The organism is Acidobacteriota bacterium (genome assembly GCA_035471785.1).
Lineage (GTDB): Bacteria > Acidobacteriota > UBA6911 > RPQK01 > DATIPO01 > JANQFM01.
Genome location: DATIPQ010000033.1, coordinates 1 through 12,358, shown reverse-complemented (window position 1 = coordinate 12,358; position 12,358 = coordinate 1). Strand labels below are relative to the sequence as shown.

The following is a 12,358-nucleotide window of genomic DNA, read 5'->3' as shown; positions in this document are numbered from 1 at the left end:
CCCATCGGAAGCGGTGATGGTGATGCTGACCTCGTAGGTGCAGGTGGACCGCTGTAAACCGTTGTTGAAGGTAAGCGGCCCCAGCGACCAGCCGGTTCCATGTTGCTGCAGCCCGGCGCTCCAGCCGTCGGGCTGCCCCGTGGCATCGATTTCGTAAGTCTGCTCCTGCGTCCTGTTGGACGGCGTGCCCCAGCCCACGATTGGATTGAAGATGGACCCTTCGGTGCACTCGAAGGTGATCTCCACCTCCTTCAGCATCATGGTCGAAGGATCGGTCTGGGAGGTTTCGAAGAAGCTGAAGTACAGTTGGTGCCTGGCGTCAATGGTGTCCGAAGCGCCGGGTCTTTGCTCCCAGCTTCCGTTGTCATCGGTAGAGAATCCGTAGGTCAAAGTGTCGACACTGTTGTTAGCCCAGTCGAATCCGCAGTCCATAGCGTCTGCCATTATCGGTCTCCTAATCTGTGGGGCTGAATCGGGCCCCGTTTTCTGTCAGCGAGCTGGATGGGATCGCCCTCACCCAAGCACCGCTGAAGCATTTTTGATGGCTCCAGCATGCGCCAGGCGCCGAGCGGTGTCCTGACGAAAGGGAAACCGAAGGGCAACGGTTTCCAAACGGAACTCAAAAAAAGCAAGGCAAGTTGTTTAAGTCAAATCTTTGCCCGAGGCGGGGGTCCAGTGTTACTCTCCTCGGCAGTAAAGCTCGAAGAAGATGACCAAAGGAACGGAGACTTGCAACAGGAGATACGGGTAGGGGAGTGGACTGTCCGGCCTGAACTCAACCTGCTGGAGCGGGACGGCAGGCGCATGTCGGTGGAGCCTCGGGCGATTCAGTTGTTGCTGCATCTCATCCGTCACGCGGGAGAAGTGTGCAGCCGCGACGAGCTTCTGGAGGAGGTCTGGGGAGGCGCTTTCGTCTCCGACGAGGCTCTCAGCAACGCCGTGGCCAAGCTGCGCAAGGCGCTGGGCGACGATCCGCGCGATCCCGCCTATATCCAGACCATTCCCAAGAGGGGCTACCGGCTGCTGGCCGAAGTGGAGTGGGAGCAGGAGCTGCAAGGCGAGGGAGAGGAAAGCCCGCAAGAAGAGCGCTTCGAGATCATGGACAAGATCGGAGAGGGGCGCATGGGCGAGGTCTTCCTGGCCCGCGACCGGGTCCTGCGCCGACGGGTGGCGCTCAAGCTGCTGACTCACTCCCGGGAAAGTTCTAAGGCCGTCCGCCGCATGTTGCGCGAGGCTCGGGTGGCGGCTTCGCTGCAGCATCCCGGCATCTGCTCCATTTTCGATTGCGGAGAGTTGCAGGGGCGTCCTTATATCGCCATGGAATACCTGGAAGGCCGCACTCTGCAGCAACGCCTGCAATCCGAGCACCGCCTTCCTCCCGAGGAGGTGCTGCAGTTGGCCGACCATCTGTGTGAGGCCCTGGATGCGGCGCACCAAAGGGGCATCCTGCACCGCGGCCTCAGTCCTTCCAACCTCATGATCACCCCCGAGGGCTCGGTCAAGATCATGGACTTCGGTCAAGCCCGGCGGCTGCCCCACTCGCAAGCGCCTGACCAGGACTGGTCGACGACCCTCTCCGAGGTCAGCGATCAGGCCGGCGAGTACGCCTACCGTTCGCCCGAGCAGATCACCTCACGTGAGGATCTCGACGTCCGCTCCGACGTTTTCTCGCTGGGGTTGATCCTCTATGAGTGCCTCTGCGGACGCCATGCCTTCCAGGGAGAGACTGCGGTGGAGACGGCCGTTTCCATCCTCTCCGACCCGCCGCCGCGCGAGGCCGACTTCCCGTCCCGAGTCCCGTCCCGTCTGCGCAAGCTGGTGCTGCAGATGCTCTCGCGCCAGCCTGACCAGCGGCCTCCCTCGATGAGAGCTCTGGGCCGCCGTCTCTCCGAGATCCAGTCCCCGGCCCCGCGTCATGGCCGGCTCGTCTGGGCGATCGGCCTGATGATTGCTGCAGCGGTCCTGCTTTACTTCGCGGTTCTGGCCCCTTAGAGGGGGATCTGGCCGTCGGTAGACACCGCTGCGCGCCTAGTCTCGTCCGCCGATGATCAAGGTGGGATCCACCGCCCACTGGCGGGTTTCGCCCTTGTCCTCAACGGAGATGGCGATGCGGACCTCGTAGGTGCAAGTGGTTAGCTGCAATTCAGGATTGAAGGAAAAGGGTCCCAGCGACCAAGCGGTCCCGTGCTGCTGCAACCCGGCACTCCAGCCGTCCTCCTGGCCCGTCGCGTCGACCTCGAAGGTCTCGTTCTGAAACTGATTCCTGGCCGGCCCCCAGCCCACCATCGGATCGAAGACGGATCCCTCCTTGCACTGAAATGAAATGGTCACTTTCTTCAACGTCATGGAGGAAGGATCAGTTTCCGAGGTTTCGAAGAAGCTGAAATACATCTTGTGGGAGGCGTCAATGGTGTCCGAACCGCCAGGCCTTTGCTTCCAGGTTCCGCTGTCGTTGGTGGAGAAGCCATAGGTCAACGTCTTGATGTCCGGTTTGGTCCAATCGAATCCGCAGTCCATTGCATCCGCCATGATAGGTCTCCTTTCGATGGGACTGAGTGCAGCCCTTTTTTCTTGTGCAATTCGATGCGTCAACAGCCTGCGATGACAGCCTACAGCCTGTCCTGACGGAAGGAAAACGAAAGGCCAACGGTTTCCTAACGCGCCCGCTGCAATCGCTTAGGAGGCTTTAACGCCCTCGGCCCAGCAGATGCCGTACCACAAGGCCGCGTCAGGCCTTTGCTTCCAGGTGTGCAGCCCTTCGATGGCGGCCTGGAAGACGGATGGGTCGAGCAGCGATTCCTCGAGGATGGTGTCCTGAGCTCCCCGCAGGACGCCGATCAGGTTTTCAGCGACCAGCGCAAAGACGCTCTGGTGGGCGCAGCCGCCGAAGAACACGATGGAATTGCGGATACGTTTCAGTCCCGCCTCGTGCAGCAGGGCCACCAAACGGCGTCCGATGAAGGGATCGTTGCCCAGCCGGTCGTAGGAACGCAGGTAGGCTTGCCAGAGCGCGGGGAAGCCGGCGGGTTCAGGCGTGGGGTTGAAGGTGGAGTGGTCGTCGTCGGAGAGGATGATGCGTCCGCCGGGACGGACGGCCCGCAGCATTTGTCGGATCACATCGCCGGGATTGGGCACATGCTCAAGCAGAAAGCGGGCGTGGACGACGTCGAACGATTCGACTTCATCCGGGAGGAGGGGAAGTTTGAGTGCGTCGCCCCGGCGGAACTTGAGCGGAACGGGATCTTGGGCGGCTTCCCCGCTGTTCAAGAGCCGTCTGGCCGTCGCCATCTGCTGTGGGTCGCGTTCGATGCCCAGCACCATGCCATCGGGAGCCACCGTGCGCGCCATGATCTGGGCGAATTGCCCCAGTCCGCTGCCCACGTCGAGCACCCGCTGCCCGGGCTTCAGGCCCATCTGGCGCAGATAGCCCTCGTTGAGGATCTCGTTGAGAATGGAAAGCCGCTCCTGCTCTTCCGGCCGGGAGCCATGAATATACTGTCCCGTCGTTTCCACCGTACTCTTGGCGCTCATCAGATCTCCCCGAATGGCTGCTCGATACCAGAGATGGACGCAGGGGGTGCCGCTGGAGTTCAGTTTTTCAGGGCCTCCGCAGGGGCTCACACGGGTCGGGCTTCGACGACGCTGACAACGGACCGGGTGGGGACGATGTCGGTCAGTTGGAAGCCGCTTTGGCGCAGCAGGCGGGCGTAGTGGGCCTCGTCGCGCTCCAGGCCTCCGGGGACCATCAACATGACCATGTCGAAGAGCCGGGCCGGGTCGGGACCGTTTCCGTCCGAGACGACGGCTTCCACGATGAGCAGGCGTCCATCGGCGGGGATGGCCCGGCGGCAGTTGCGCAGGATCTGGGCGGCCTGTTCGTCGTACCAGTCGTGGATGATGTGGCGCATGATGTAGGCGTCCGCCCCTGAGGGAATTTCCTCGAAGAAGTTGCCCCCCACGAAGCGGCAGCGCTCGCCCACTCCGTTGGCCAGCATGGCCGGCTTGGCCCGCTCGATGACGTGAGGCTGGTCGAAGAGAATGCCGTCCAGGCTCGAGTGCCGCCTGAGCGCGCTGGTCAGGGCCGAACCGTTGCCTCCGCCGATGTCGGCCAGGGTGCCGATGGACTGGAAGTCGTAGGCGTCCAGCACGGCGTCGGTTTCGCCTCCGTGGATGCAGGTCATGGCGGCGTCGAAGACGGCCGCTTCTTCGGGGTTTTCGGCCAGGTGATCGAAGATGGGCTTGCCGTGGGCCTTGACGAACCCGCTTTCCTGCGTCTTGACGCTGTGCAGCAGGTGGGACATGGCCTGTGAGCAGTTTCCAAACATGCGCGCGGCCGCCCGTTGCGAGTCCTCGACGTCGCTGCGCAGCAACTCGGCCTTGGGCGTCAGCTCGAAGCGTCCGTCCGCTCCCTCGCAGAAAACCCCGTGGGAGGCCAAAAACCGCAGCAGCCGATAAAGAGCCTGCTCATGCGCCCCCGCAGCCTCGGCCATCTCGCGCGCGGTACTGCGTCCAGACGCCACCAGGTCCGCCAACCCCAGCTCAGCCGCCACGAAAACCGCCTGAGCCACCACCTGCCCCATCATCATCCCAAACAACTCATCCTTGGCCATCAAACCCCTCCTCGTGGGAACGGACTATACCCCTGTCCCCGAAATGTGTCTAGCAATTTATGCAGCGCTCTATAGAACTCGTCAAATTATTTCATTTAACGAATGTACTTGACACTCATCCGCTTTAGGGCTAGGCTTACCGAACTTAGAAACGGGAGGCGCGGTAACTGTACAGGCTATGCGATTCTGGTGGAGCTTGACCAGACGTCTCTTGCGAAGGCCCGCCGTTACCCTGGCGGTGATCTTACTGCTGGCGGCGGGAGCGGGCACAAATGTCGCTCTCTTCGCGATTCTGGAGGCAGTAATCCTGCGGCCCCTTCCCTTTCCGGCCGCCCACCAATTGGTCCACGTGGGGGCCATTGCCCGTGGTGAGGGCTTCGAGTTCGCCGAGGACTATTTCTCTCCTGGCGACTTCCAGGCTTGGGGGCGGCTCGACAGCTTTCAGGAGCTCACCCCCATCAAGGACGCGTCCAAAGAAAACGTCGTCTACATGACTGGCACCGACCAGCCCATGCGGCTGCGGTCATCCCTGGTCTTGCCGGACTTCTTTCCTCTTCTCGGCAGCCAGCCTGTAACGGGCAGGACGTTTTCGCCCGCCCAGGCCATGACCGAAGTCGTCGTCAGCCACGATATTTGGTCGAGGGCCTTCAGCCGCAGCAGCCAGGCGGTCGGTCAGACGGTTCGACTCAATGGCCGTCCCTACACGGTGGCGGGCGTTATGCCTGCAGACTTCCTCTTTGAAAGCCGCCGCGATATTCAGCCCCAGGGCACGGATGTTTGGCTGCTCCAGAGCCCTTCCGCGCTAATCGCAACTGACCGTTCCTACCGTCTGATCGGTCGGCTCAAAGACGGAGTCGACATCGAGCAGGCCCGTCAGGAGCTTGATCAAGTTCTCTCCAGGATATCTTCGCCCGGGATGTCCCGCTCGGCCTCGCTGATCTCCTTGCACGAACTCGCCACAGCCCACACGCGTGCCTATCTGTGGCCGCTTATCGCGGCGGGAGGCTTCGTGTTCCTGATCGCGGCAGTAAATGCCGTGCTTCTTCTCATGATCCGCTCCCTCGAGCGAGAGCGCGAGTGGGCCATCCGGACGGCTCTGGGCGCCGGACGAGGCCGAGTCCTGCGTGAGTCCCTTGGGGAATCGGCCTTGCTCACCCTGGCGGCGGCGTTGCTTTCGATCCCAGTCTCCTGGGCGGTGTTGGGGATCCTCAAGTCGGTGCTTCCGCCTTTCTCGTCCCGTATCGAGTGGGCTGCAGTCGGCCCTGGGGCCCTACTGTTGGGGACGCTCACCGTAGGACTGGCAGTGGCACCCGGCAGTCTGGTACTGGCATTCAAGTCCTGGCGCCGTGACATGAATTCGGCGCTGAGGCAGGGTATCAGCGGTGGACGTAAGTCTCCACGCCGCCTCAATCACTTGGTGGTGGCTGAAGTCGCCATCGCCGCCGTCTTGCTGGTAGGGGCTGGACTCCTCTTGCGCAGCTTCATCCGGTTGAGCCAATCCGACCCTGGTTTCGAATCTCGCCAAGTGCTGGTAGCCGATATCTATCTCCCCTTGGGTAAGTACTTCAGAGAGGGAGGCGCTGCGGCCGCCGAGTTCTACCAGGCTCTGGTCCGTAGGACCGAAGAACTTAACGGAGTCATAGTGGCTGGAGTCACCTCGTCGGTGCCTCTTCGGCACCGGGATTATCTCCGCAAGCGCTGGCGCTTTAGGCGAGTCGACAACGGCTTCTTCGAGGTCCTCGACATCAAGCTGGTGCGAGGACGCCTGTTCTCGCCGGAGGACGGACCTGATGCCCAGAAAGTAGCGCTTGTCAACCAGCAGCTAGCCCGCACCGAGTTTCAGGGATCCGATCCGATCGGAAGGATCTTCGACGACGACTACATCGTTATAGGTATCGTCGAGGACGTCCGCCACGAGAGGCTCGACCTGGAGCCGGAGGCGGCGGCCTACTTTCACCACCGGCAGTTGCCGGACGAGCGCATGTCCTTGCTGGTTCGCACGCGTGGAGACCCGATGACGTACCTGTCGGCGGTCCACCAGGTCGTGCGCAGCCTGGATGCCGACCAGCCCGTCGCCAATCCCGCGCGTTTGAGCGACCTGCTGGAGGAGTCCGAGGCCTACGGAGCCCGCCGTTTCTTTGCCGGCATTCTAGGACTGTTCTCAGCCTTGGCATTGCTGCTGGCTGCGGCAGGACTCTACACTACGCTGGCCGTGCAGGCCGCGGCCCGTAGGCGGGAGATGGGGGTGCGCCTCGCTCTTGGCGCCACCCGCACCCAGATCCTCCGCCTGCTTTTAAGGGAAGCAGCCGTTCTAACAGGAATAGGTACGGTCATTGGACTCGTGCTCTCGTGGCTCCTGGCCCAACCGTTCGTCGCCTGGCTTTATCGAGTGCCGGCCCAAGATCCGCTGACCATGGCCGCGGTCACTCTTCTCTTGCTAACTGTCGGACTAACCGTGAGCTTCTTGCCAGCTTTCCGCAGCAGCCGGATCAGCCCTGCGAAGGTTCTCCGATGCTGCTAGAAAGCCTCACCTCCGAGGTCCCTTTCTATGCGCCGCAGACCGGCTCCGGTCATGAAATTTCCGCCCACCTCTTCCGCATCACATTCGGTCGCGAAAAAGCCGGATTCAAGGAACAGCTTTGCTTCTATCAGCGAACCGAGATAGCGCGCTTAAGCGGTGCAGTCCTCACTTTGAAAGCGGCCACCCGCCTCCCCGAAGGCGCCTCCTTGCCCGCCTTTTCGGCCCGCACGGTCGACGGCAAGCCGGCCGTAATCGAGTTCGGAGCCGATCAGCCGGTTAGGGTCTTCTACTATTTCTCTCGCCAATGCCCCTGGTGCATCCGCAACGTCGAGAACATCCAAACACTCGCCCGCTCGGTCGGCGGTAACTACCGCTTTCTGGGCCTCTCTACCCAGCAGGACCCTGAAGCCGCCCCGCGACACGAACTCGACTTCCCCGTCCTGGTCGACATGCCGGAGTTCGTGATGGAAAGCTACAAACTAGGCGGCACCCCGCGAACCATCGTGGTATCCGGCGACGGGGAGGTTATTAAGGCCTGGTCCGGAGCCTACGCCGCCGGCCTCAAAGCCGAGATCGAAGCCTACTTCGGGGTCGAACTCCCAGGCCTGTCCCCGCCGTCCCTCTAACCCCACCTTGCGAAGTGTGTCCCAGAAGTCTGGATCTCCGTACCCATCGCCTTCATCGGAACGAAGTGTTCGGGGAAATGACCAAGGCTTGACAAAGTTTGTACGCTTCCTCCAGAATCGAGGCATGCATGTTTCCCTGACTCCCGAGTTGGAGAAAGCTGTCCGCGACAAGGTCAAGTCGGGAATGTACAACAATGCCAGTGAGGTTGTGCGTGAGGCTTTGAGGCATCTGATCCAGTCTGAAGAACTGAACCGCTACAAGCTGGAAAGGCTTCGCGAGGCCGTAGCGGTCGGGGCGGACCAGATCGAGAGGGGAGAGTTCGCCGAAGAATCTTTTGACGAGATCATAGCCCAGGCCAAGCGGATGAAGGATGTCTAGGTACCGCCTGGCATCCGCGGCCAAGGCGGATTTGCAATCCATCTGGCACTACACCGAAACGACTTGGGGCGGGCGGCAAGCGGAGGCCTACGTCGCTGACCTGAAAAAGTCCTTCGAGATGCTGGCCTCGACACCCGCACTGGGACGCTCACGCGACGAAGTGCGCCCGGGATTTCGCAGCTTCCCAATCCGAGAGCATCTCATCTTCTACCGGCCCGAGGAGTCGGGCATCGCAGTCGCCCGCATTCTTCACCAGAGAATGGACGTGGACACTCACCTCCCAGGCTCCGACGAGTAGGGCCTTTGATTCGGTTCGGTATGGTGCCTATATGAGGACGACGCTGACGATTGACGATCATTTGGCCCAAACGCTGAGCAGACAATTGATGTCTTGATGCCTTGGGAGACTATGCTATGATGCGAACATGAGGACGACGTTGACCATCGAAGATCAGTTGGCGCAGGCTCTGCGCAGAATCGCCTATGAATCAGGGCGGTCTTTCAAGGATGTCGTGAACGAGACCATCAGGGCCGGCTTGGGCGCTCGCGGGGATCTGCCCCAACCCAAGCCATACAAGCTTAAGCCGTCCTCGTTGGGCGGAGTGCGGCCGGGAATTGACCTCGACCACGCTTTGCGGCTCGCCGGCGAACTGGAAGACGAAGAAATCGCCGCCAAACTTCGGATGCGAAAGTGAAACTTCTGGACGCCAATCTCCTCATTTACGCCGTCGATTCAGACTCGCCTCACCACCAAGCTGCCAAGCAATGGCTTGAAAGCGCCCTCTCTGGAACCGAGCCGATCGGTCTGCCCTGGGTGGTGATCCTGGCCTTCTTGCGAATCACGACTCATCCGCGGGTCATGCGCCGCCCCCTCCAAGCGGAAGAGGCTTTGGAGTACGTCGACTCTTGGCTGAAACAGCCCTTCGTGGAGGCAGTCGCACCCGGACCCGGTCACTGGCAAGTCCTCCGTAACCTGATCAGGACAACGGGGACGTCGGGCAATCTGACCTCCGACGCTCATATCGCGGCTTTGGCTCTCGAACACGGACACGAGGTCAGTTCCGCGGACAACGACTTTAAGCGATTCCCCGGCATCCTCCACGTCAACCCCCTGCAACCTGTTCAGCCGTAGCGCCGTGGCGAATTGATGAATGAGAATGAGAATTAATGGGAGTTCTCTTGCAAGGCTGGATCGAGTTCAGCGATAATATGCGGGTATTCGTCTTGGCGTCCGGTTAGAGGACGCATGAACGAGACGAGGAGGAAGTTCGCTTCGCATGCCTTGGCGGTTGTCCTGACCGCCCCATCGACGCTCTTAGCACCCCCATGAAACTAAAAGCCATTGTCGTGTCCGCGGGAGTGTGGGCATGGCTGGCGCCGCTGGCGGCCCAAGCGGTCCGGACAGTGCCTCTCGACAGCGCCGCCATGGCCTATTCCCCAAGCCGCAACCAGCTTTACGTAGCGGTAGCCGAGAGAGCGGCGCAATATCCCCGCAGCGTTACTGCCGTCAACCCCCTCTCTGGAGCCATCGGAGCTTCATTGCCCTTGGAAGCCGAGGCATGGACGCTGGCCGTCACGACAGACGAACGCTACCTTTATGCTGGCATGGTGGGAGGCCTGATCACCCGCATCGACCTGCGGACGTTTACCCGCGACTTGACCATCTCAACCGCACCTACCGGGCTGCAGGACCGGATCATCGTCGAGATCCATCCCTTCCCCGACCGCCCCACCTCCTTCGTGGCCAGCGTCGTGGGATGGGACGGCCTCGACCCCGGAGCAGCCGTCTTGGCCGTATAGCATCCCCTACTACGCTTCGTGCGGTCAACTGGCACACCACCTCACCAGGCAACCCAATACCTGTTATTGATGCTTTGATGCCTCCAGAGCCTATGCTATGATGCCACCATGAGGACGACAGTGACCATCGAAGATCAGTCGAGGAAGTGAACCGCGCTACAAGCTTGACCGGCTCCGCCAACCCGTGGCGATCGGGGCCGAACAGATCGAAAGAGGCGAGTTCGCCGAGGAATCCTTTGACGAAATCATAGTCCAGGCCCCGGGGGCGACCTAGGCGGGCCAAACTGCTTCAGCCGATTCACCCTGGGGGTCATTACGCTTTTCGCGCTCGAACGGTGGGGGCTTATTCATCGGCTTGGACGTTCGGTCACTTGGAACAATCCCCTGTCCATGCGCCAGATCATCCACGACCTCAATGAATACCTGCGGGGTTGGGCGCCGTTCTGTTGGGAGGGGGTAGGCGCCAGCCTACCTCCTACCAGATTGATTGATCTGCAAGGTCGACGCAAACTCGACAGTTGATCTAATTAGCTGACGATCATGGCGCGTAGACGCGGAGGGAGCTGGCGCGGTCGCTCCAGTTGTCGGAGCGGGCGTTGCGGAGGTTTTCTATTTGGTCGCGTCCCACGATGTCGAGGCGGTTGCCCCGGAAGTTGGCGTGTTCGTAGAGGACGACGCGCCAGCCTCGGGGGACGCAGATGCTGCTGATCTCGTCGCCGTAGCCCTGGCGGTGGAGGTCGGCGATGGAGTCGCGCAAAGGGATGGCGCGGCCGCGGAAGCCGTCATCCAAGTAGGCCACTGGGTAGGCCGAGCAGAGGTCGTTGCGGTCAGGGTAGCGGTTGTCGGGGTCGTAGCGGCCGGTCTCCTGCGGGGGATAGCGCCCTTCGTATTCGCGGTCGCGGTCAGGGTAGCGGTTGGGGGGATAGCCTCCGGGACGGTTGCCGGGGCGGCGGCGGTCGTCGCGGTAGACGCGGGCCGAGCTGATGCGGTCGCCCCAGTCGCGTCCGTCGGGACGGTCGCGCTTGAGGTCGGCGATGTAGTTCTCGCCGTAGATCACCAGGCGGTCGCCGCGGAAATGCTTGTCTTCGTAAAGCTCCACCGTCCAGCCGCGGGGGACGCACACCGATGAGGCGTCGTCGCCAATGCCCAGGTTGTGGAGGTCGTTGTAGTCGCGGTCGAGACGCACCGAGCGGTCACGGAAGGAGTCGTCCTCGAAAAGCATGGGGTAGTTGTTGCACTCGCGGGGGATGGAAGCGTCGAAGCGGCGCAGGCGCTCAACGTCGATGGAACTGATGCGGTCTCCCCAGTCGCCTCCGCCGGGACGCTGGCGCTTGAGGTCGCTGATGCGTTCGGGTCCCACGATCTCCAGACGGTCGCCGCCGAAACGGTCGTCCTCGAAGATAATCACGCGCCATCCCGAGGGGACGCACAGCGAGGAGGCCTCGTCGCCGAAGTCGACGTCGTGCAGGTCTGAAATGGAGCGCTCCACCGGCAGGGCGTTGCCGCGGAAGCCGTCGTCCTCGAAGAGGACAGGGTAGCGATTGCAGTCGCGGTCATAGCCGTATTGGGCTTGGGCCGGGATGGTCAGGGCTATCAGTATTAGTGCTAAGAAGGTCAGGCGGGGGAAATTTATCCGTGTCATGGTTTCGGTCTCCATGGTGCATGGGCTCTGTTCTCGGCTTCCTTGTGGGTAAGGATGCAAGTGGCTGGGGAGAGTATCAAGAAAACTGGGGGTGGCGGCAAGTGGCGTGGGTTTTTTGGGTTGGGGAGGTGTTATGGGGGGTGGGTGATTCACTAGGGATCGGCAGGCTTGATGGGGCACTTCCAGGATCGCCGCAAGGATGCGCCGGCTGCGCAACTACCAACTTCCAAGCACCAACCTCCAAAGGGTGGACTTTCCATAAGAAGTTGAGGCTGTGGTTGACTTGGTGGAGTGGTTAAGTCTACAATGTCGGCATTATGGGTGAGAAGGAGTTTCTGGGAGAGTTTGAGCAGATGGTTTTGTTGTCGGTGCTGCAGTTGGGGGAGGAGGAGGCCTATGGGGTGGCCGTCAGGGAGGAGATCGAGAGGCGGACGGGGAGAGCCGTGTCCCGCGGCAGCGTGTATGTGACGTTGGACCGGTTGGAAAAGAAAGGGATGTTGCAGTCGCAGTTCGCCGATCCGACGCCCGAGCGCGGGGGGAAAGCCAAGAAGATGTTTGTGGCCAGTGAGAAAGGGAAAGAGGCATTGAGAGCATCCGCCGAGGCGTTGGCCAGGATGTGGGAAGGGTTGGAGTTGGTGAGGGGGGAGAAGTGAGGGTTGCCTGGGGCGTTATTCCACCCCTTCAGGGTTCGTTTCCCTGTTATTCCATACCCAGGGTTGCGCCCTTGCGGCGCTTCGCTTGCCGCGGGCTTCACCCTGGGCTGGCGAATTGCTCCCCTTC

Annotated in this window: 14 protein-coding genes; 9 read left to right on the top strand and 5 right to left on the bottom strand. The window is 61.5% G+C overall.

The window, feature by feature from the left end:
• Positions 1-444, bottom strand: a 444-nt coding sequence (locus VLU25_05075) for a hypothetical protein (protein ID HSR67293.1), incomplete at its 3' end; no start/stop codon positions are given.
• A 285-nt stretch (positions 445-729) separates the two neighbouring features.
• Here VLU25_05075 and VLU25_05070 point away from each other — a divergent pair.
• The gene (locus VLU25_05070) at positions 730-1,992 is read left to right on the top strand and encodes a protein kinase (protein ID HSR67292.1); all 1,263 of its coding nucleotides are present in this window, start codon (positions 730-732) and stop codon (positions 1,990-1,992) included.
• A 36-nt stretch (positions 1,993-2,028) separates the two neighbouring features.
• Here the strand turns inward: VLU25_05070 and VLU25_05065 are convergent, their stop codons facing one another.
• The 3 genes from VLU25_05065 to VLU25_05055 form a co-directional block, all read right to left on the bottom strand.
• A complete protein-coding gene (locus VLU25_05065) occupies positions 2,029-2,529 on the bottom strand; it encodes a hypothetical protein (protein HSR67291.1) in 501 nt (166 codons plus the stop codon).
• 147 nt (positions 2,530-2,676) lie between these two features.
• Positions 2,677-3,531, bottom strand: a complete 855-nt coding sequence (locus VLU25_05060) for a methyltransferase domain-containing protein (GenBank protein ID HSR67290.1) — start codon at positions 3,529-3,531, stop codon at positions 2,677-2,679.
• A gap of 86 nt (positions 3,532-3,617) precedes the next feature.
• Positions 3,618-4,610 (bottom strand): methyltransferase, encoded by a 993-nt coding sequence (locus tag VLU25_05055; GenBank protein HSR67289.1) that lies wholly within the window; start codon positions 4,608-4,610, stop codon positions 3,618-3,620.
• 196 nt (positions 4,611-4,806) lie between these two features.
• Between VLU25_05055 and VLU25_05050 the strand changes: the two genes are divergently transcribed.
• From VLU25_05050 to VLU25_05020, 7 genes are all read left to right on the top strand, one after another.
• Positions 4,807-7,131, top strand: a complete 2,325-nt coding sequence (locus tag VLU25_05050) for an ABC transporter permease (GenBank protein HSR67288.1) — start codon at positions 4,807-4,809, stop codon at positions 7,129-7,131.
• Positions 7,122-7,757 (top strand): TlpA disulfide reductase family protein, encoded by a 636-nt coding sequence (locus VLU25_05045; GenBank protein HSR67287.1) that lies wholly within the window; start codon positions 7,122-7,124, stop codon positions 7,755-7,757. Before VLU25_05050 ends, VLU25_05045 begins: the two co-directional genes overlap by 10 nt.
• A gap of 124 nt (positions 7,758-7,881) precedes the next feature.
• The gene (locus tag VLU25_05040; GenBank protein HSR67286.1) at positions 7,882-8,136 is read left to right on the top strand and encodes a type II toxin-antitoxin system ParD family antitoxin; all 255 of its coding nucleotides are present in this window, start codon (positions 7,882-7,884) and stop codon (positions 8,134-8,136) included.
• Positions 8,129-8,434: a type II toxin-antitoxin system RelE/ParE family toxin gene (locus tag VLU25_05035; protein HSR67285.1), complete on the top strand. Its 306-nt coding sequence runs from the start codon at positions 8,129-8,131 to the stop codon at positions 8,432-8,434. Before VLU25_05040 ends, VLU25_05035 begins: the two co-directional genes overlap by 8 nt.
• A gap of 127 nt (positions 8,435-8,561) precedes the next feature.
• On the top strand, positions 8,562-8,831 hold the full coding sequence (locus VLU25_05030; protein ID HSR67284.1) for a DUF2191 domain-containing protein: 270 nt from the start codon (positions 8,562-8,564) through the stop codon (positions 8,829-8,831).
• Positions 8,828-9,268: a type II toxin-antitoxin system VapC family toxin gene (locus VLU25_05025; GenBank protein HSR67283.1), complete on the top strand. Its 441-nt coding sequence runs from the start codon at positions 8,828-8,830 to the stop codon at positions 9,266-9,268. The genes VLU25_05030 and VLU25_05025 overlap by 4 nt, the downstream gene beginning before the upstream one ends.
• Before the next feature lie 194 nt (positions 9,269-9,462).
• Complete coding sequence (locus VLU25_05020; protein HSR67282.1) at positions 9,463-9,936, top strand: hypothetical protein; 474 nt, start codon at positions 9,463-9,465, stop codon at positions 9,934-9,936.
• Positions 9,937-10,474: 538 nt separating this feature from the next.
• Here the strand turns inward: VLU25_05020 and VLU25_05015 are convergent.
• The gene (locus VLU25_05015; protein HSR67281.1) at positions 10,475-11,578 is read right to left on the bottom strand and encodes a beta/gamma crystallin-related protein; all 1,104 of its coding nucleotides are present in this window, start codon (positions 11,576-11,578) and stop codon (positions 10,475-10,477) included.
• A gap of 317 nt (positions 11,579-11,895) precedes the next feature.
• Between VLU25_05015 and VLU25_05010 the strand changes: the two genes are divergently transcribed.
• Positions 11,896-12,231 (top strand): helix-turn-helix transcriptional regulator, encoded by a 336-nt coding sequence (locus tag VLU25_05010; protein HSR67280.1) that lies wholly within the window; start codon positions 11,896-11,898, stop codon positions 12,229-12,231.
• Positions 12,232-12,358 lie beyond the last annotated feature (127 nt).

Bases quoted from the DNA above. Each gene is read 5' to 3' on its own strand.
- VLU25_05065 (HSR67291.1), bottom strand. From the start codon at position 2,529: ATGGCGGATGCAATGGACTGCGGATTCGATTGGACCAAACCGGACATC.
- VLU25_05060 (HSR67290.1), bottom strand. From the start codon at position 3,531: ATGAGCGCCAAGAGTACGGTGGAAACGACGGGACAGTATATTCATGGC.
- VLU25_05055 (HSR67289.1), bottom strand. From the start codon at position 4,610: ATGGCCAAGGATGAGTTGTTTGGGATGATGATGGGGCAGGTGGTGGCT.
- VLU25_05045 (HSR67287.1), top strand. From the start codon at position 7,122: ATGCTGCTAGAAAGCCTCACCTCCGAGGTCCCTTTCTATGCGCCGCAG.
- VLU25_05040 (HSR67286.1), top strand. From the start codon at position 7,882: ATGCATGTTTCCCTGACTCCCGAGTTGGAGAAAGCTGTCCGCGACAAG.
- VLU25_05035 (HSR67285.1), top strand. From the start codon at position 8,129: ATGTCTAGGTACCGCCTGGCATCCGCGGCCAAGGCGGATTTGCAATCC.
- VLU25_05030 (HSR67284.1), top strand. From the start codon at position 8,562: ATGAGGACGACGTTGACCATCGAAGATCAGTTGGCGCAGGCTCTGCGC.
- VLU25_05020 (HSR67282.1), top strand. From the start codon at position 9,463: ATGAAACTAAAAGCCATTGTCGTGTCCGCGGGAGTGTGGGCATGGCTG.
- VLU25_05015 (HSR67281.1), bottom strand. From the start codon at position 11,578: ATGACACGGATAAATTTCCCCCGCCTGACCTTCTTAGCACTAATACTG.
- VLU25_05010 (HSR67280.1), top strand. From the start codon at position 11,896: ATGGGTGAGAAGGAGTTTCTGGGAGAGTTTGAGCAGATGGTTTTGTTG.